An 18106-nucleotide genomic window follows, 5' to 3' on the forward strand; every position below is an offset into this window, starting at 1 on the left:
GTTATGGACGCCCTTCGTAAATCCCTTCGCTCTGTGCTTGCCGTTGTCGTGACCGTCTGCGCCGCGGCGGACAGCCAAGCGCAATCGACCCGTGAACTGGATGCCGCGCTGCTCCAGATGTCGGAGCGCGGCGAGCTCAAGGACGCTGGCCGTCCCCAGGTCATCCAGAAGCCTGCGCAGGTCCGGTACGAGTTGGGCGCGGTCGTCGACGTGCGGTCGTCGCGAGGCGCTGGATTGCCCATCCTGGCCGTGACGCCGGAAGGCGCTGCGACCCGTATCGGCATGAAGGTGGGAGACCGGCTGGTCGCTTTGAACGGCGTGCGGCTCGATGGGACGGCAGCGCCAGCGCCGCTGTTGGAGCAGGCGATGCAAAGCGGCCAGGGTCGCATCACCGCAGCGGTGATGCGTGGCACCGCGACACAGACGCTGCAGGGCGATGCAGACGTCGTTGCGGTGCCGGCCTACCGGCTGGAAATCGGTCCCGATGCCAAGGGTGCGTGCGGATTCGTCACCGTACGGGCCGGAACCGTCCCAAAGACACGCAATATCTTCCGCGCCGAAATCACCACCATCGACGGGCGCAGTACGCCTCTGCAGTCGACCAACCGCCATCAGCTGGCGGCGGGGCGCCATGTCCTGGTCGTGCAGGAGTTGATAGACACGAATCGCCTGAGCCCTTCGCAGTTGGTGCAGATCGCCAAGATGAAGCGTTTCGCCATGGCCAGGGCGTACAAGCCACTGGTCATCGACATCAAGCCGAATACCAGCTACCGCATCGGCGCACGCCTCCTGCGCGACAAACTGGATGTCCAGAGCCTGCGCGACAATGCCTACTGGGAGCCGGTGGTGTGGGAGGAAGTCGCGGAACGCTGCCCGTGACTCAAGGAGCCGCCGTGTGACCGTGACCCAGCGCCTGCCGGAGGAAAGGCACGGTGACCCGTCGCTGCGCGGCGAGGGATGCGCGGTCCAGGCGGTCCAGCAGGGCGACGAGCGCACCCAGGTCGCGGTCGGTATGGGTGAGCAGCCAGTCCAGCGCGGCATCCTCCACGACCAGCCCGCGCCGTTGCGCACGATCGCGCAGTACGTCGCGACGGCCGTCGTCGTCGAGCGGGTGCAGCGCGACGCGCAGGCACTGCTGCAGGCGGGAGCGCAGGTCCGGCAGGACCAGGCCGATCTCGTCCGGAATGCCGCGCGCGGTGTACAGCACGTTGAGGCCGGACGTCCGGGCGCGGTTGTGGAAGTCGAACAGCGCCACTTCGTCCTCCCGCGTACCCGCGATCGCATCCACGCCATCCAGCGCGACCACGTCATGCCCTTCCAGCGCGTCCAGCGCATCGCGCAGGCGACCTGAGGCGGCCGCCATCGGCAGGTAGGCGGCACGTCGGCGTTGCTGCTCCGCCGCGGCACAGGCCGCAAGCGCGAGGTGGGTCTTCCCCGTCCTCGTCGCGCCGGACAGGTAGACCCAGTCGGCGTCCGGTTCGGCCGCCAGCGCCTGCAGTGCCGACACCGCGCCCTCGGGCGGAGCGATGAAACTCTCGAAGCGCTGGTCGGGCGGATAACGCAGTGCCAGCGGCAACTGCGGGCCGAGGCCGGTCGCCTGCGTTCCGCTGCTCACGGCAGCTCGATGTCGCGCACCGGCGCCTGTTCCACGCTGCCCTTGTCGATATACGAATCGAGCACGATGGAAGGGCGATCGCCCGCATACAGGCGACTCTGCGTGTAGCGCTCGTGCGCGAAGCGCAGCAGGACGTTCGCGATCGCCGCGACCGGCAAGGCAAGCAGCATGCCGAGAAAACCGAACAGCTGGCCGCCGGCCATGATGGCGAAGATGACCGCCACCGGATGCAGGCCGATCCGGTCGCCGACGATGCGTGGCGTCAGTACGTAGCCTTCCAGCATCTGGCCGACCACGAACACGCCCATCACCATTGCCACCAGCGACCAGTCGCCGCCGGACTGCACCAGCGCGGCGATCACGCCCAGCACGATGCCCGTGGCCGTGCCCAGGTAGGGCACGAAGCTGATCAGTCCGGCGATGATGCCGACCAGCAGGCCCACCTTCAGGCCGACCACCGACAGCCCGAGCGCATAGATCGCACCCAGCGCCAGCATCACCAGGAACTGGCCGCGCAGGAACGCGCCCAGTACCTCGTTGGATTCCAGCGCCAGGCGCGTCACCGTCGCGATGTGGTCGCGTGGCACCAGCGCGGCGATGCGCTCGACCAGCAGGTCCCAGTCGCGCAGGAAGTAGAACGTCAGGATCGGCAGCAGTACCAGGTTGGCGATCCACGCCATCACCGCGAAACCGGAGCGCGAGAAGTACCCGAACATCGTCGCTGCGACGCCGCCCGCCTGCTGCCAGTGGCCGCGGACCCAGTCCGTCAGCCGGTCCGGGTCGAGCCAGGCGACCAGTTCCAGCCCGGTTCGACGCTCGACCCACGGCAATGCGGTCTGCACGAACCAGTCCCGGTACGCCGGCATCGATTCGATGACGGTCACCACCTGCCGCTCGATCATCGGTACCAGGATCACCAGCGCCAGCACCAGCAGCAGCGTCATCAGGGTGAACACCAGCACCACCGCCGTGGTGCGCGAACGTCCCGAGCGCTCCAGCCGGTCCACCCACGGATCGCCCAGCCAGCCGAGCAGCGCGGCGCACACGAAGGGCGTGAGCACCGGTGCCAGCAGCCAGATCAGCCAACCCACGATCAGCGCGATCAGCAACCATTGCCAGCGACGGGCCAGCGTGCCGGCAGGCGTTGAAGAGAGGTCCATGCAGCGTCCTTGTGTCAGCGCATCTGGTAGGCCGGCGGCTCGCCTTCGCCACCGGTGAACGGAGCGTCGTCGCCCATGGTGCGCCGGAAGCCGGCCAGGCCGGAGACCAGCTCCAGGTCGAATTCCAGCACGTCGCCACTTGCGCGCACGGGCGTGATGCGGCGGACCACGGCCATCTTCTGCAGGTGACCGGTCAGGCGCAGGTAGTCATCGGTGTTGCGGATGCCGGTGAACAGCACGCGGTAGGTACCGGCCGGACCCGCACTGCCGCGCTTGCCATAGCGCTTGACCAGCGCGTCGGCCGTACCGTCGGCACCGGAGGCCATCGCGCGGCGCGCATCGGCATCGGTCACCGACCACTTCGCCAGCACCTTGCCGGCGTCGACGAACACCCAGTCCGCCGTCCAGCCGCCCTTGGCGTTGCGGTAGAGCTTGCCGATCAGCTGCATCGGCGGGCTGTAGCGGGCCGAGGCACGCGCCACGGCAGCGGTATCCTGGCGCCAGATGGCACCGACCAGCGCCTGCTCCGCCGCGCCGCCCGCCGGCAGGCCGAGGCCATACCCCCGCTCGATGGCGCGGTTCAGCAGCGGTCGCGCGGCATTGGACTGCGGCAGCCCGACCAGGCGCGGCCCGCTGCCATCGTTGATCGCCAGCCACACCACCGGCTTGGGACGGGGCTGCGGCCACACGGGCAGGCCCAGCGCGCCGGCCAGACCGTTGACCTGGTCGGCATCGAAACGCACCACCAGCGTCGTGCGGAAGGTGGGCGCACCGGTGGCCGACGTGCCCTGGTCCTGGCGGTAGTCATACCCCTCCACGTAATCCTTGGCGTTGCGCAGTTCGGCGCCCACGCCCGGGCGCGACATCGCGCCACGGTCGCCCGACAGCTTGCCCAGCACGTTGCCCAGCGCGCGCGCGAAGCCGCCCTGGCGCTCCGCCTCGCCCTGCCCGTTGACCGGCACCTCCGCCTGGTACAGCCCGCGTGCGGAGACCGCGTCGCCTTCCGTGCGCAGGCCGGACTGCGCCTGCACGGGGGGCGTCGTGGTCAGTGCCGCCAGCAGCAATGCCGTGGCGAGTGCGATACCTGGGATCCGGCGCATCGAGCGTCCTTGAGCTCTACAGACCCGGTGGATTGTTGCCCGAATGACCCTGTACCGCCAACGGCACCCGTTCAGGACGGCCGCTCGACGCACCGATTCCTTTAAAATCACGCCTCTTGCCCCACCGACGACGACCCGTGACCCAGCCGACGCCTTCCAGCCCCACCCCGATGACCTATCGCGACGCGGGTGTCGACATCGACGCCGGCAACGAGCTGGTCGAGCGCATCAAGCCGCTGGTGAAGCGCACCTTCCGGCCGGAGGTGATGGGCGGCCTGGGCGGCTTCGGCGCGCTGTTCGACCTGTCGGGCAAGTATCGCGAGCCGGTGCTGGTCTCGGGCACCGATGGCGTGGGCACCAAGCTGAAGCTGGCCCAGCAACTGGGTCGCCACGACACCATCGGCATCGACCTGGTCGCCATGTGCGTGAACGACGTACTGGTGCAGGGCGCCGAGCCGCTGTTCTTCCTCGACTACTTCGCCACCGGCAAGCTGGATGTCGACACCACGGTGGCCGTGGTCGGCGGTATCGCCCGCGGCTGCGAACTGTCCGGTTGCGCACTGATCGGGGGCGAGACCGCCGAAATGCCCGACATGTACGGCCCGGGCGAATACGACCTGGCCGGCTTCTGCGTGGCGGCGGTGGAGAAATCGCGACTGTTGGATGGCGCCAAGGTGCGTGACGGCGATGTGCTGGTCGGCATCGCCTCCAGCGGCCCCCATTCCAACGGCTACTCGCTGGTCCGTCGCATCTACGACCGCGCGGGCCGCCCGGCCGACATCGACGTCGGCGGCGTGAAACTCGCGGACGCATTGATGGCGCCCACGACCCTCTATGTGAAGCCGATCCTTGAACTGCTGCAGGCGCACGACCTGCACGGCATGGCGCACATCACGGGCGGCGGCCTGACCGAGAACATCATCCGCGTGGTTCCCGAGGGGCTGGGCCTGGAGATCGATGCCAGCGCCTGGGCGCTGCCGCCCGTGTTCGACTGGCTGCAGCGCGAGGGCGCGGTCGAGAACAGCGAAATGTGGCGCACCTTCAACTGCGGCATCGGCTTCGTGCTGGTGGTCGCACCGGACCAGCTGTCCGCGGTACAGGCCGACCTCGCCCGCTTGCAGTTGACCCACTGGCAGATCGGCGAAGTCGTCGCTGCCGGCAGCGGCGAACGCGTCCACATCGGTTGAGCGCGGCATGCCGCGTAACAAGGCGATCGCCTTCGGGCTGACACTGGCGGTGTTCGCCGCCAGTTGGATCGCACCGCGCTGGCCGGTCGAACAGGCGATGCACAGCAGCCTCACCGTGCTCGGCCTGGCGTGGCTGTGGCGGCATGACCGGCGCTGGCCGCTGCGGCCTTCGCACTTCGCGCTGATCTGCGCCTTCATCGTCGCCCACTGCATCGGCGCGCGCTGGCTGTATTCGTACGTGCCCTACGACGCCTGGATGCAGTCCGCGCTCGGCTGGTCGCCCGCGGACGCCTTCGGCTTGCAACGCAACCACTTCGACCGCTTCATCCACCTGATGTACGGCGTCTGCTTCACCCCGGCCGCATGGCACTGGCTGCGCCAGCGGTGGCCGCGGTTGTCGGTCGGACAGGCCTTTGGCCTGGCGGTGATGCTGATCATGTGCACCAGCCTGGCGTACGAGTGGCTGGAGTGGGGCATCGCGCTGACGATGTCCCCCGAAGCGGCCGAGTCCTACAACGGCCAGCAGGGCGACGTGTGGGATGCGCACGCAGACATGCTGCTGGCGACGCTCGGCGCCCTGGTCGTCTGGCCGCTGGCCTCCGCGGAACGCAAGGGAGCGCCGGCGTGACCACACGCATTGCCGTCCTGGCGTCGGGTCGCGGCAGCAACCTGCGCGCGATCCTGCAAGCCATCGATGCCGGCTCCCTGGATGCCGAGGTCGTGGGCGTGTTCTCAGACAAGCCGAACGCCCCCGCCCTGCGGCAGGTACCCCGCGATCGCCGCTGGAGCGCGCGTCCCGCGTCCTTCCCGCATCGCCCGGCGTATGAAACCGCCCTGGCGGAGGCCGTCGGCGCGAGCCAGCCGGACTGGGTCGTGTGCGCGGGCTACATGCGCATCCTGGGCGACGCCTTCATCGCCCGCTTCCGTGGGCGCCTGCTGAACATCCACCCGTCGCTGCTGCCCAAGTACCGGGGCCTGCACACCCATGCCCGCGCGATCGAAGCGGGCGACCCGGAGCACGGTGCCAGCGTCCACTTCGTCATTCCTGAACTGGATGCCGGCGCCGTCATCGCCCAGGCGAAGGTACCGATCCTGGAAGGCGATACGCCGGAGACACTGGCAGCGCGCCTGCTCCCCCGCGAACACGCCTTGCTGGTGGCGGTACTGCGGCTAGCGGCCGCAGGCGCACTGGCTGAACAGGGCGACATCACGCTCTGTCACGGTCAGCCGCTATTAAATGCCCTGTCCCTAGATTCAGCCGACCGTTTGCTGCCCTGAGCCTCGCTCTTCCGATGTTCCGCTCCCTCCGCCCTCTGCTGTTCGGCCTGGCAATGGCCGGCGCCGCTGCCCCCGCGCTGGCGCTGGAGCCGTTCGTGGCCAGCTACCAGGCCTACAACGAGGGCAAGCTGGCCGGCAGCGCGAGCATGAAGGTGGTACCCAAGGCGGGTAGCCAGTGGGAGATCGACCTGAACGTGAAAGGGACGCGCGGGTTCGCGCGTCTGGCGGGACTGAACATCGAACAGAGCACCGTCTTCGATACCGCTGGTGGCCAGTTCCGCCCCCTCAGCCAGGCCACCGTCCGCCATGCGTTGCTCATGGGCAAGAAAATGGTGGGCACCTACGATTGGAACGCCAGAACCGCGCAGTGGCAGGGTGACATCAAGAAGAGCCGGCGCGCGCCGTTGCCGTTGCAGCCGGGCGACGTGAGCGCGCTGCTGATGAACCTCGCGGTGATCCGCGATGCTGCTCCCGGCAGGCAACTCGATTACCGGGTCGTGGACAATGGCCGCATCCGCGACTACCAGTACGTGGTGTCGCCCGAGCCGGAAAACGTGACCGTCGAAGACCTCAGCTACAGCGCCCTGCGCGTCAGCCGGGCCAACGGCGGCGATGACGAAACGATTTTCTGGGTCGCCGATGGCGTGCCCACCCCCGTGCGCATCCTGCAGCGGGAAAACGGACAGGACGGCGTGGATCTCCGCCTGGTCGAATACCAAGGAGCACCGTGAACATGACGAAGAATTCACTCCCGTATCCGCGCGCCCTGTTGGCCGCCATGTTGCTGGCCGGCGCCAGCGCGCCCGCCTGGGCCGTCGAGGCGTTCACCGCGCAATACAGCGCCAGCGCGCTGGGCATGGTGGGCGAAGGACAGATGTCGGTGACGCCGCAGCCGGGCAACCGCTGGCAGTACGCGTTGACCGTGCGCAACCAAGCCGTCGACCTGAGCCAGAAGACCGTCTTCGACGTGCAGGAGGGCCGCATGCGTCCCTTGAGCAGCAGCGACAGTTCGCGCCTGCTCATCAAGAAGAAGAACGTCAACACGGTCTACGACTGGGGGAAAGCGCAGGCTACCTGGAACGGTGACGTGAAGCCCGATCGCGCCGGTCCGGTGAAACTGGTCGCCGGCGACATGGATGCGCTGCTGGTCAACCTGGCCATCGTGCGCGACGTCGCCGCCGGCAAGCCGTTGACCTACCGCATGGTGGAAAACGGCCGCGCCAAGCCGATGAACTACCAGATCGCGGGCAAGGAGCGGATCACCATCGGGGGCAAGCCGCAGGACGCGACGAAGGTCGTTCGCACCGATGGGGACAAGCAGACCATCGTCTGGGTGGTCGCCGACGCTCCGGTGCCGGCACGCATCCTGCAGCGCGAGAACGGGCAGGACACGATCGACCTGACGCTGAAGTCCTGGCGCTGACGCAGCACGTTGCCGAGAACAAGAAAGCCCGGCGTTGCCGGGCTTTTTTCATTACTTGGTTGCTGCGTCGGCCTGGAACACGGTCTTGCAGTCCATCCGGATCGTGCCGGCGCCACTGCGCCAGGCGAAGGTGTTGCACTGGCGGTTGCCATCCTGCTTCTGCTCCACCACGACCGAGAAGATCGCCTGCGCGATTTCGCCCTGCGTGACCGTGCCGTCAGCGTTCCAGTCCATGTCGCGCGTGGTGATGCCGTGCGTCGCGGCGGATCCGGTGTAGTGCAACCCGGCGACCAGCGCGAGCGACCCCACCACGATGCCCAGCAGGATCTTCCGGCGCAGCGGGAAGCGCGGCCGGATGCCCGACAACGAGGGATCGGGCCGGCTCACGACACGCGCCTGATCTTCGCGCCCAAGCCACCGAGCTTCTCCTCGATGTTCTCGTAGCCGCGGTCGAGGTGATAGATGCGGTCGATGGTGGTTTCTCCCCCGGCGACCAGGCCGGCCAGGATCAGCGACGCCGACGCGCGCAGGTCGGTGGCCATCACGGGCGCGCCGCCGAGCTGCTGCACGCCACGCACGATGGCGGTATGGCCTTCCACGCGGATGTCGGCGCCCAGGCGCAGGAGTTCGTTGACGTGCATGAAGCGGTTTTCGAAGATCGTCTCGTTGATCACGCCCACGCCATCGGCCACGCAGTTCAGCGCCATGAACTGCGCCTGCATGTCGGTAGGGAAGGCCGGGTACGGCGCGGTGGTCAGATCGACCGCCTTCGGTCGCTTGCCCTGCATGTCGAGGGTGATGCTGTCGGCGGTCGTGTCGATCTTCGCACCGGCTTCGGTCAGCTTGTCGAGCACGGCTTCGAGCGTGTCGGGACGCGCATTGCGCGCAGTGACCCTGCCGCCGGTCATCGCCGCCGCGACCAGGAAGGTACCCGTCTCGATGCGGTCCGGTACTACCGAGTGGCGCCCGCCGCCGAGGCGCTCGACGCCGTGGATGGTGATGCGCGACGTCCCCGCGCCCTCGATCTTCGCGCCCAGCGCATTGAGGCATTCGGCAAGGTCGGTGACTTCCGGCTCCATCGCTGCGTTTTCCAGCACCGTGGTGCCTTCGGCCAGGGTGGCGGCGGCCATGACGTTCTCGGTGCCGGTCACGGTGACCATGTCGAACACGAAGCGGGCACCCTTCAGGCGCGCCGCACGCGCCTTGATGTAGCCGTTCTCGACGGTGATCTCGGCACCCAGCGCCTGCAGACCCTTGATGTGCTGGTCGACCGGGCGCGAGCCGATCGCGCAACCTCCCGGCAGCGACACGACCGCGGCACCGTGGCGCGCGACCAGCGGGCCGAGCACGAGGATCGACGCGCGCATGGTCTTCACCAACTCATACGGTGCGACGAAGCGGCTGACCGTGGTGGGATCGACGGTGATGCCACGCCCCTTCGCCAGCGTGCCCTCGTCGATGGTGATGCCGGCACCCAGTTCGCCCAGCAGCTTGATGGTGGTCACCACGTCGTGCAGGTGCGGCACGTTGGTGATCTCCACCGGCGCATCCGCCAGCAGCGTCGCGCACAGGATGGGGAGCACGGCGTTCTTGGCGCCGGAGATGGTGACTTCGCCGTTGAGCGTGTTGCCACCGGTGACGATGATCTTCTGCATGGAAATCCGGAAAGGAAACTGCGGGTGGGAATCGGGATCGCCGGGATCGCCGGCGGGTTCGCGTCAGCGGGCGGCACCAGCCTCATCGGGCGTTACGGTCCTGAGCTGCAAGGCATGGATCGCACCGCCCATCAGGTCGCCGAGGGTGGCGTAGACCATGCGGTGCCGCGCCAGCGGCAGCTTGCCGCGGAAGGCGTCGGCCACCACGGTCGCCTCGAAATGGACGCCATCGTCGCCCTGTACGTCGGCACGGGCACCGGGCAGGCCGGATTCGATCAGTTTACGGATGGTTTCGGCGTCCAACGGGCTTTCCTAATAAAATACCCGGCCATTCTACCCGCCGGCGCCCCGTCCGCATGTCCCAGCCGCTGCCCCCGACCCCGTCCGTTTCCGCTGCCAGCCTGGCGGCGAGCGGGCGTCGCGTGGTCGAGATCGAGGCCAGGGCGCTGGACGCATTGGCGGCCCGCATCGACGGCGCTTTCTCGTCCGCTTGCCAGGCCATCCTGGCCGGCCATGGCCGGGTGGTGTGCACCGGCATGGGCAAGTCGGGGCACGTGGCCCGCAAGATCGCCGCGACCCTGGCATCGACCGGCACGCCGGCGTTCTACGTGCACCCGGGTGAGGCCGGGCATGGCGACCTGGGCATGATCACCGATGCCGACGTGGTGCTGGCACTGTCGTATTCCGGGGAATCGGACGAAGTGTTGATGCTGCTGCCCGTGCTCAAGCGTCAGGGCAATCTGGTCATCGGCATGACCGGCCGGCCCCAGTCCACGCTGGCGCGGGAAAGCGATGTCCACCTGGACGTGAGCGTGCCGGCCGAGGCCTGCCCGCTTGATCTGGCCCCGACCAGCAGCACCACCGCGTCGCTGGCGATGGGCGATGCATTGGCCGTCGCATTGCTGGACGCGCGGGGCTTCACTGCCGACGACTTCGCCCGTTCCCATCCCGCCGGCAGCCTGGGCCGCCGCCTGCTGCTGCACATCACCGACGTGATGCATGCGGGCGAGGATGTTCCCCTCGTGGATGTGGGTGCGACGCTGAGCGACGCCTTGATGGAAATGAGCCGCAAGCGCCTGGGCATGACGGCCGTGGTCGACGCGGACGGTCGCCTGGCCGGACTGTTCACCGACGGCGACCTGCGCCGCACACTGGACAATCCGGCGCTGGACGTCCGCAGCGCGCGCATCGCCGACCTGATGACGCGCGCGCCCAAGACCATCGGTGCGGACCAGCTGGCGGTGGAGGCGGCACGCCTGATGGAAACCCACAAGATCAGCGGTCTCATCGTCGTGGACGAGGCGCTGCGTCCGGTCGGCGCACTCAACATTCACGACCTGTTGCGTGCCCGCGTGGTGTAAACCACAAGGTTGCACGCTTTTCCTCCCACGATTCCTCCGCCTGCCCATGCCCCTCCGCCACCTCCATGACCTGACCGATGACGTGCTGGCCCGCGCCGCGCGCATCCGCCTGGCGTGCTTCGATGTGGATGGCACCCTCACCGACGGCCGACTGTTCCTCGACAGCGAGGGCCGCGAACAGAAGGCCTTCCATGTGCAGGATGGCCAGGGTCTCGTGCTGCTGAAGCGCGCGGGGATCGAGGTCGCCTTCATCACGGCTCGCGGCGGTACCGTCGCCGTGGCGCGTGGCCGCGAGTTGGGTGTGCAGGTGTTCACCGGGATCAAGGACAAGCTCGCCACCGTCCGCGAATTGGGCGCCGGCCTCGGCATCGGCCTGGACCAGGTCGCCTTCATGGGTGACGACCTGCCGGATGTGCCCCCGTTCCGTGCCGTCGGACTGGCCATCGCACCCGCCGACGCACATCCGTGGACCGCCCAGCATGCGCACTGGCGTACCCGCCGCGCGGGTGGCCAGGGCGCCGCGCGCGAAGCCTGCGACCTGCTGCTGGGCACGCAGGGCCATGCGCCTTCGTTCGAGGGAGGCACGGCATGAGCTGGCGGGTCGCGCTGGGCCTGGTGTTGCTGGTCGCCGCCATCGTGAGCGGCTGGTCCGCCTGGAAGAACCGCGATGTGCCCCCGCCCAACCGTGTGGTCGCGGACCGTTCGGACTACGTGATGCGCGACTTCGAGATGATCGCGCTCAACGGCGAGGGCAAGGAGGCCGTCGCCGTGCGCGCGCCGGAGATGGCGCGCAACCCGCAGGACCAGACCTACACCATCACCACGCCGCTTTTCCTGCTGCCCGAAGAGGACGGTCGCTCGTGGGAGCTGCGGTCGAAGACCGGCTGGCTCAGCGCGAAGGGCGAAGAACTGCGCCTGAAGGGTGACGTGCACGGTACGTCACCCGAGGGCGGTGCGCGTCCGGCCGAATTCCGTACCGACACGCTCAATGTCTTCCCCGACCGCGACCTGGCCCAGACCGAGGACGTGGTGACGGTGGTCCAGCCTGGCTCTAGACTGAGCGGGCGCGGTTTTGAGACCAATCTCAAGACCAAGGAATACACATTCAAATCCCAGGTGAGATCGATCTATGAACCGCGTTCTGCTCGCTAGCGCTGCGCTGCTGCTCCTGCTGCCCGCCGCGGGCGCCATGGCCAAGGCCAGCGACCGCAACCAGGCCATGACCATCGACTCCGGCAGCCAGAGCGGCAACATGGAAGGCAGCGGCAAGACCGTGCTGGGCGGCGGCGTGGTAGTGACCCAGGGCACGCTGGAGATCCGCTCGGCCGCTGCCGAGATCTACATGGCCGACGGCGAGGTATCGCGATCGGTCTTCACCGGCAAGCAGGTGAAGATGAAGCAGCAGATGGACGACGGCACGTGGATGGACGCACAGGCTGATCGCGTCGAGTACGACATGAAGACCGAGACCATCACGTTCATCGGCAACTACACGGTCAAGTCGGAGCGCGGATCCAACAGCGGCCAGCGCATGGTGTACAACACCAAGAGCGGCAACATGCAGAGCGGCGGCGACGGTACCCGCGTGCGCACCGTGATCCAGCCTAAGTCCGCTGCGCCCGCGCAGGGCAAGAACTGATGCTCACCGCCAAGGGCCTGCGCAAGCGCTACAAGCAGCGCGAAGTCGTCGCCGACTTCGGCCTGACCCTGCAGCCGGGCGAAGTCGTCGGCCTGCTGGGTCCGAATGGCGCCGGCAAGACCACCTGCTTCTACATGATCGTCGGCCTCGTGGCCGCCGATGCCGGCAGCATCGAGCTGGACGGCCAGGACATCACCGCCCAGCCAATGTACCAGCGCGCCAAGCTCGGCGTCGGCTACCTGCCGCAGGAACCCTCGGTGTTCCGCAAGCTCAGCGTGGCCGACAACATCCGGCTGGTGCTGGAACTGCGCGAAGACCTCGACGGCGCCAGCATCGAGCGAGAACTGGCCTCGCTGCTCGACGAACTGCAGGTCACCCACGTGGCCGACCAGTTGGGCGCGAGCCTCTCCGGCGGCGAGCGCCGTCGCGTGGAAATCGCCCGCGCCCTTGCCGCCCGCCCGCGCCTGATGCTGCTGGACGAACCCTTCGCCGGCGTCGACCCCATCTCGGTCGGCGAGATCCAGCGCATCGTCAAACACCTGAAGGACCGCGGTATCGGCGTGCTCATCACCGACCACAACGTGCGCGAAACCTTGGGAATCTGCGACCGGGCGTATATCCTCAATGCCGGTAGCGTTCTGGCGCAGGGGGCCCCGGACGCATTGCTGGCCAATCCGGACGTACGCCGGGTCTATCTGGGCGAAACCTTCCGCCTGTGATCCCGTCGGCGGCCGTGGGCCGCCTCACGGGTTTCCAAGGTCGGGAATGAAGCCACGCCTGCAGACATCGCTGGGACAACAGCTGGTCATGACGCCGCAGTTGCGTCAGGCCATCCGGCTGCTGCAGATGTCCACCGTCGAGCTCGAGATCGAACTGACCGAAGCGGTGGAGACCAACCCGCTGCTCGACTGGAGCGAGCCGGAAGAAGAACCCGCGCAGCTCCGCGGCAACGACGACGACCAGCCACCCGCCGAACCGGCGCCCGAAGCCGCACGCGAGACCGCCGAGGACCGCGACGACTGGTCGCCGGACGAAGGCCCCTGGACGACGTCCGGCAGCGGCGGCTCGTTCGACGACGATGAGGACGGCAGCCCGGCCGAACGCGTCGCGGAGGCCGACTCGCTGCATGACCACCTGCTGTGGCAGCTGCACCTCTCGCATCTTTCCCTTCGCGACCGTCGCATCGGCGCGACCCTGATCGATGCGCTCGAGGACGACGGCTACCTGCGGGAGCCGCTGTCCGGCATCGTGCAGGCGCTGCGCCCCGACATCGAGGCCGACGAGGACGAGGTGCTGGTGGTGTTGCGACAGATTCAGCGCTTCGATCCCGTCGGCGTCGCCGCGCGCACCCTGGGCGAATGCCTGCACCTCCAGTTGGCGGTCCTGAGCGACGACACGCCCGGCAAGGCGTTGGCGCTGCGGATCGCCGATACCGCGCTCGAGCGCCTGCCCCGCAGCGGCGTGGCGGGCATCGCGCAGGAGCTCAAGCGGCCGGTCGCCGAGGTCGAGGAAGCCGTGCACCTGCTCCGCACCCTTGATCCCAAACCCGGCGCGCAAGTGGGCGAGCTGTCGCACGACACCTACGTGGTTCCCGACTGCGTGGTGTGGCGCCAACGCGGCGTCTGGCGCGCCGCCCTGTCCGGCAACACGCTGCCGCGCATCACCATCCATCGCGGGTACGAACAGATGATCCGGCAGTGCGGCGACAGCGACGCCGGATACCTCAAGGCCCAGTTGCAGGAAGCGCGCTGGCTGCTCAAGAGCGTCGAGGCCCGCGGCGACACGCTGCTGAAGGTGATGCGGTGCCTGCTCCACCAGCAGGCCGGCTTCCTCGAATTCGGGGAACAGGCCCTTCGCCCGCTGACCTTGCGCGACGTGGCCGACGAAGTCGGCCTGCACGAATCCACGGTGTCGCGCGCGATCGCCCGCAAGTATGTCCGCACCCCGCGCGGCACGCTGCCGATGCGCGCCTTCTTCGCCTCCGGCATCGACACGGACGGCGGCGGCGAAGCGTCGAGCACGGCGATCCAGGCGATGATCAGGCGGCTGGTCGACGCCGAGAATCCGCGCAAGCCGCTGTCCGACGCGAAGCTGGCCGACCTGCTGAAAGCGTCCGGCATTCCGGTCGCCCGCAGGACGGTGGCCAAGTACCGCGAGGCGCTCAACATCCTGTCCTCGCACGAACGCGTGCGCATCGCCTGAACCACGCCGACCCGGCGCCGATTCCGTGATCGCGTTCCACCCGCGAAAAACGGTTTCCTAACACGCCGCACTGGGACTCGAAAAAGAAACCCGCAACGGTTGATAGTTGCCGCGGACGGGTCCATCTTTGTCGTGCAGGCGTCGCCCGCCATCGCCACCGGCACAGGAGCATCCACGGAACCCCAGACCCTGCCGCGTTGTCATTCCTGACACGCTCCGCGCCACACGCGCGGTTCTACCGACCTGAAGGAGGCATACATGCGTATCGAGACTTACGGCCATGAAATCGAAGTCACTCCCGCCCTGCGCGAATACGTCGAAACCAAGCTGAGGCGGTTGGAACGCCACTTCGAGCAACCCTGCGAAGTCCGTACGCAACTGGGCACCCGTAAACCCGATTACCTGGCCGAAGCCACGGTCAACGTTGCCGGCCGCCGGCTGCACGCCGATGCCGGCGCGCCGGACATGTACGCCGCCATCGACATCCTCGCCGACAAGCTCGACCGCCTGCTGGTCAAGCACAAGGAAAAGCGCACCGACGTCCAGCGCCACGGCGCGCGCGGCGAACTGATCGGCTGATCCCGTCCCCGACGGAGTCGCTCCGCCATGCGGAGCGGTTCCGTCTTGTCCTCCATCCATTCTCGACGTCGCGGCCTGCGGTCGCATGCCCACGCTCCGGCCTTTACACTCCCCATGCCACTACCGGAGCGGTCGGTATCGACGCATGTCGCGCTGCCTGCGCAGCGCCGGAGCGGCGTTCCCTTCCCGCCGGCTGCCTCCGCATGATGAATACCAGCATCACCGCCCGTGAACTGTTCGACCAGCAGAAAGACAAGCTGGCGCTGCGCTGGCTCGCGGGGCAGAAGGGCGAAAAGCGCGTGCTCGAATCCGGCGACACCGTCTCGCGGCGTCCCTCCCTGGCGGGTTATCTCAATGCCGTCTATCCCAACAAGGTCCAGATCCTCGGCACCGAGGAGCTGACCTGGCTCGATTCGCTCGACTCCCGTCAGCGCTGGGAAACGATCGAGAAGATCGTGCAGGCCAAGCCGCTGGCGCTGGTCATCAGCAAGAGCCAGTCCTGTCCCGAAGACCTGCGCGAAGCCGCCAACGAGAACGACACGCCGCTGTGGGGCTCGCCCAAGCGCGGGCACGAACTGCTCAACCACCTCTCCTACCACCTCGCACGCACGCTGGCGCCGCGTGTCACGCTGCATGGTGTCTTCATGGAGATTTACTCGATCGGCGTACTCATCACGGGCGAGGCGGGGTCGGGCAAGAGCGAACTGGCGCTGGAACTGTTGAGCCGCGGCCACCGCCTGGTCGCCGACGACGCGCCGGAGTTCACCCAGATCGCGCCGGACGTGCTGGACGGCACCTGCCCCGAACTGCTGCAGGACCTGCTGGAAGTGCGCGGCCTGGGCGTGCTCAACGTGCGCGAGATGTTCGGCGACACCGCCGTGAAGAAGAACAAGTACCTGCGCCTGATCGTGCACCTGACACGCCCGATGACCGAACCCAACCCGCACGGTTACGAGCGGCTGACCGGCGACTCCGGCACCCGCCACGTGCTGGACCTCGACGTGCCGCTGATCACCCTGCCCGTGATGCCGGGCCGCAACCTGGCCGTGCTGACCGAAGCCGCCACGCGCCTGCACATCCTGCGCACCAAGGGCATCGACCCGGCCGCGATGTTCATCGCCCGGCACAGCAACCTGCTCGAGCGCAGCACGCCATGACGCAGTTCGAACCGGCCTCCGACCTGCACGACGACACCGGCGCCGCGACGCCGGTGGCGCCGACGGTGGTGATCGTCAGCGGGCTGTCCGGCTCGGGCAAGTCGGTCGCGCTGAAGACCTTCGAGGACCTCGACTACTACTGCGTCGACAACCTGCCGGTCGACCTGCTGCCGTCGTTCGTGCGCAGCCTGGTGCGCGAGGACGAACTGCCGCCCAAGATCGCCGTAGGCATCGACGTTCGCAGCCGGCATAGCGACCTGTCGAAGCTGGCGCAGTGGCGCGCGGCCCTGGCGCAGCTTGGGCTGGAAGGCCGGCTGGTCTTCTTCGACGCCGACGACGACGTACTGCTGCGTCGCTACTCCGACACCCGCCGCCGCCATCCCCTCGGCCACGGCGGCCTGTCGCTGCAGGAAGCGATCCGCCAGGAACGCGCCATCATCCAGCCGCTGCGCGACGAAGCGGACGTGGTCATCGATACCGGCCAGCTCAACGTTCACCAGTTGCGTCGCCGGATCATCGCCGAGTTCGCCTTCAACAAGGGCACGCAGCTCTCGCTGCTGTTCGAATCCTTCGCCTACAAGCGCGGCGTGCCGGCGGACGCGGACTTCGTCTTCGATGCGCGCGTACTGCCGAACCCGCACTGGAATCCGGAACTGCGGCCCTATGCCGGCCGCGACCCGAAGGTGCGGGCATTCCTGGACGCGCAGCCGGAAGTGGCCGAATACGTCGGCCAGGTCAGCGGCTTCCTCGACACCTGGCTGCCCCGGCTGCGGGGCGAGACGCGCAGTTACGTGACCATCGCGTTCGGGTGCACGGGGGGCAAGCATCGCTCGGTCTATCTGGCGGAAACCCTGGCCCGGCACGCCCGCGAGCAGGGCTGGGAAGAAGTCGCGACCTTCCACCGCGAACTGGATTGACCCCGGATTCCGTAGCGCCGAGCTTGCTCGGCTGGCTGACGCTGTCCTGAGCCCCGGACAGAAAGGCAGCGGAGCAAGCTCCGCTCTACGTGACCGATCCACGGATAGCTGGGACCCTTACCGTTCCATCCGCGCCGCTTCCAGCCTGTCATGCCCGTCTGTTAACGTTCCTGCATGGCCTGTGGCATTCTCCTTGTGACTCATCCTGGCGTGGGCGTGTCGATCCTGACGGTCGCCACTGCGCTGCTGCGGCAACTGCCCCTGAAGGCGGAGGCCTTCGAGGTGCCGTTCGACGCGGACCTGGAGGCCCTGCTCCCGCAGGCGTCGGCCGCACTGCGGCGCGTCGACGGCGGCGAGGGTGTGCTGGTGCTGACCGACCTGTACGGGGCCAGCCCCAGCAACCTGGCGGGCAAGCTCGCCCGTCTGGGCACCCCGGTGCGCCGTGTGTCGGCGCTCAGCCTGCCGATGCTGCTGCGGGTGATGAACTATTCGGAACAGGGATTGGACGAACTGCCGGCCACGGCCGCGGCCGGCGCACGCAATGGAGTCATTCACGACGATGCTTGAACAAGAACTCACCATTTCCAACCGCCTCGGCCTGCATGCGCGCGCGACCGCCAAGCTGGTGCAGACGCTGTCCGGCTTCCGCTGCAACGCGACGCTGGCGGCCAAGGGCCGGGAGGTGAACGCGAAGAGCATCATGGGCGTCATGCTGCTCGCCGCCGGCCAGGGCACGCCGGTCACCGTGCGCATCGAGGGCGAGGACGAGGCCGCCGCGATGCGGGAAGTCGTCTCGCTGTTCGAGCGACGATTCGACGAGGAAGGCTGACCCG

Annotated in this window: 23 protein-coding genes; 17 read left to right on the top strand and 6 right to left on the bottom strand. The window is 68.0% G+C overall.

Annotated features, from left to right (window positions below; all coding sequences use genetic code 11):
• The first annotated feature begins 3 nt into the window (after positions 1-3).
• Positions 4-879: a hypothetical protein gene (locus ACSQ19_RS03255; protein ID WP_435999983.1), complete on the top strand. Its 876-nt coding sequence runs from the start codon at positions 4-6 to the stop codon at positions 877-879.
• A 1-nt stretch (position 880) separates the two neighbouring features.
• On the opposite strand, the gene hda is transcribed toward ACSQ19_RS03255, so the two are convergent.
• Genes hda through ACSQ19_RS03270 form a run of 3 tightly spaced genes read right to left on the bottom strand, consistent with a single transcriptional unit; the run spans position 881 to position 3875 of the window.
• The gene (gene hda, locus ACSQ19_RS03260) at positions 881-1615 is read right to left on the bottom strand and encodes a DnaA regulatory inactivator Hda (protein ID WP_299346126.1); all 735 of its coding nucleotides are present in this window, start codon (positions 1613-1615) and stop codon (positions 881-883) included.
• Entirely contained in the window at positions 1612-2775 is a 1164-nt protein-coding gene (locus ACSQ19_RS03265; protein ID WP_299346124.1) for an AI-2E family transporter, read from the bottom strand. The genes hda and ACSQ19_RS03265 overlap by 4 nt, the downstream gene beginning before the upstream one ends.
• Before the next feature lie 14 nt (positions 2776-2789).
• Positions 2790-3875, bottom strand: a complete 1086-nt coding sequence (locus tag ACSQ19_RS03270; RefSeq protein WP_435999986.1) for a DUF2066 domain-containing protein — start codon at positions 3873-3875, stop codon at positions 2790-2792.
• A gap of 170 nt (positions 3876-4045) precedes the next feature.
• Between ACSQ19_RS03270 and purM the strand changes: the two genes are divergently transcribed.
• Genes purM through ACSQ19_RS03295 form a run of 5 tightly spaced genes read left to right on the top strand, consistent with a single transcriptional unit; the run spans position 4046 to position 7763 of the window.
• Positions 4046-5062, top strand: a complete 1017-nt coding sequence (gene purM, locus ACSQ19_RS03275) for a phosphoribosylformylglycinamidine cyclo-ligase (RefSeq protein WP_436001076.1) — start codon at positions 4046-4048, stop codon at positions 5060-5062.
• 7 nt (positions 5063-5069) lie between these two features.
• Positions 5070-5690 (top strand): DUF2238 domain-containing protein, encoded by a 621-nt coding sequence (locus tag ACSQ19_RS03280; protein WP_435999988.1) that lies wholly within the window; start codon positions 5070-5072, stop codon positions 5688-5690.
• A complete protein-coding gene (gene purN / locus ACSQ19_RS03285; RefSeq protein WP_435999990.1) occupies positions 5687-6340 on the top strand; it encodes a phosphoribosylglycinamide formyltransferase in 654 nt (217 codons plus the stop codon). Before ACSQ19_RS03280 ends, purN begins: the two co-directional genes overlap by 4 nt.
• Positions 6341-6393: 53 nt before the next feature.
• Entirely contained in the window at positions 6394-7071 is a 678-nt protein-coding gene (locus tag ACSQ19_RS03290; RefSeq protein WP_436001078.1) for a DUF3108 domain-containing protein, read from the top strand.
• 2 nt (positions 7072-7073) lie between these two features.
• Positions 7074-7763 (top strand): DUF3108 domain-containing protein, encoded by a 690-nt coding sequence (locus ACSQ19_RS03295; protein ID WP_435999992.1) that lies wholly within the window; start codon positions 7074-7076, stop codon positions 7761-7763.
• Positions 7764-7814: 51 nt separating this feature from the next.
• Here ACSQ19_RS03295 and ACSQ19_RS03300 read toward each other — a convergent pair whose 3' ends face one another.
• The 3 genes from ACSQ19_RS03300 to ACSQ19_RS03310 form a co-directional block, all read right to left on the bottom strand.
• Complete coding sequence (locus ACSQ19_RS03300; RefSeq protein ID WP_435999994.1) at positions 7815-8150, bottom strand: EF-hand domain-containing protein; 336 nt, start codon at positions 8148-8150, stop codon at positions 7815-7817.
• A complete protein-coding gene (gene murA / locus ACSQ19_RS03305) occupies positions 8147-9418 on the bottom strand; it encodes a UDP-N-acetylglucosamine 1-carboxyvinyltransferase (protein ID WP_435999996.1) in 1272 nt (423 codons plus the stop codon). Before murA ends, ACSQ19_RS03300 begins: the two co-directional genes overlap by 4 nt.
• Before the next feature lie 63 nt (positions 9419-9481).
• Entirely contained in the window at positions 9482-9721 is a 240-nt protein-coding gene (locus tag ACSQ19_RS03310; RefSeq protein WP_296278398.1) for a BolA family protein, read from the bottom strand.
• Positions 9722-9774: 53 nt separating this feature from the next.
• Here ACSQ19_RS03310 and ACSQ19_RS03315 point away from each other — a divergent pair, with 53 nt between their 5' ends.
• From ACSQ19_RS03315 to ACSQ19_RS03365, 11 genes are all read left to right on the top strand, one after another.
• Complete coding sequence (locus ACSQ19_RS03315; RefSeq protein ID WP_435999998.1) at positions 9775-10779, top strand: KpsF/GutQ family sugar-phosphate isomerase; 1005 nt, start codon at positions 9775-9777, stop codon at positions 10777-10779.
• Between the two features lie 46 nt (positions 10780-10825).
• Positions 10826-11371, top strand: coding sequence for a KdsC family phosphatase (locus ACSQ19_RS03320; protein WP_436000000.1), 546 nt, complete (start codon positions 10826-10828; stop codon positions 11369-11371).
• Positions 11368-11931: an LPS export ABC transporter periplasmic protein LptC gene (lptC, locus tag ACSQ19_RS03325; protein WP_436000002.1), complete on the top strand. Its 564-nt coding sequence runs from the start codon at positions 11368-11370 to the stop codon at positions 11929-11931. The genes ACSQ19_RS03320 and lptC overlap by 4 nt, the downstream gene beginning before the upstream one ends.
• On the top strand, positions 11909-12418 hold the full coding sequence (lptA, locus tag ACSQ19_RS03330; RefSeq protein ID WP_296278402.1) for a lipopolysaccharide transport periplasmic protein LptA: 510 nt from the start codon (positions 11909-11911) through the stop codon (positions 12416-12418). Before lptC ends, lptA begins: the two co-directional genes overlap by 23 nt.
• On the top strand, positions 12418-13137 hold the full coding sequence (gene lptB, locus ACSQ19_RS03335; protein WP_436000005.1) for an LPS export ABC transporter ATP-binding protein: 720 nt from the start codon (positions 12418-12420) through the stop codon (positions 13135-13137). The genes lptA and lptB overlap by 1 nt, the downstream gene beginning before the upstream one ends.
• A 46-nt stretch (positions 13138-13183) precedes the next feature.
• Positions 13184-14620 (top strand): RNA polymerase factor sigma-54, encoded by a 1437-nt coding sequence (locus tag ACSQ19_RS03340; protein WP_436000007.1) that lies wholly within the window; start codon positions 13184-13186, stop codon positions 14618-14620.
• A 258-nt stretch (positions 14621-14878) separates the two neighbouring features.
• Positions 14879-15199, top strand: a complete 321-nt coding sequence (gene hpf, locus ACSQ19_RS03345) for a ribosome hibernation-promoting factor, HPF/YfiA family (RefSeq protein WP_296278404.1) — start codon at positions 14879-14881, stop codon at positions 15197-15199.
• Between the two features lie 206 nt (positions 15200-15405).
• A complete protein-coding gene (hprK, locus tag ACSQ19_RS03350) occupies positions 15406-16356 on the top strand; it encodes an HPr(Ser) kinase/phosphatase (protein ID WP_296278563.1) in 951 nt (316 codons plus the stop codon).
• Complete coding sequence (gene rapZ, locus ACSQ19_RS03355; protein WP_296278405.1) at positions 16353-17273, top strand: RNase adapter RapZ; 921 nt, start codon at positions 16353-16355, stop codon at positions 17271-17273. The genes hprK and rapZ overlap by 4 nt, the downstream gene beginning before the upstream one ends.
• 174 nt (positions 17274-17447) lie before the next feature.
• Positions 17448-17840 (top strand): PTS sugar transporter subunit IIA, encoded by a 393-nt coding sequence (locus ACSQ19_RS03360; RefSeq protein ID WP_436000010.1) that lies wholly within the window; start codon positions 17448-17450, stop codon positions 17838-17840.
• Positions 17833-18102, top strand: coding sequence for an HPr family phosphocarrier protein (locus tag ACSQ19_RS03365; RefSeq protein ID WP_436000012.1), 270 nt, complete (start codon positions 17833-17835; stop codon positions 18100-18102). Before ACSQ19_RS03360 ends, ACSQ19_RS03365 begins: the two co-directional genes overlap by 8 nt.
• Positions 18103-18106 lie beyond the last annotated feature (4 nt).

This window comes from Pseudoxanthomonas sp. LjRoot127 (assembly GCF_964253495.1).
Taxonomy (GTDB): Bacteria; Pseudomonadota; Gammaproteobacteria; order Xanthomonadales; family Xanthomonadaceae; genus Pseudoxanthomonas_A.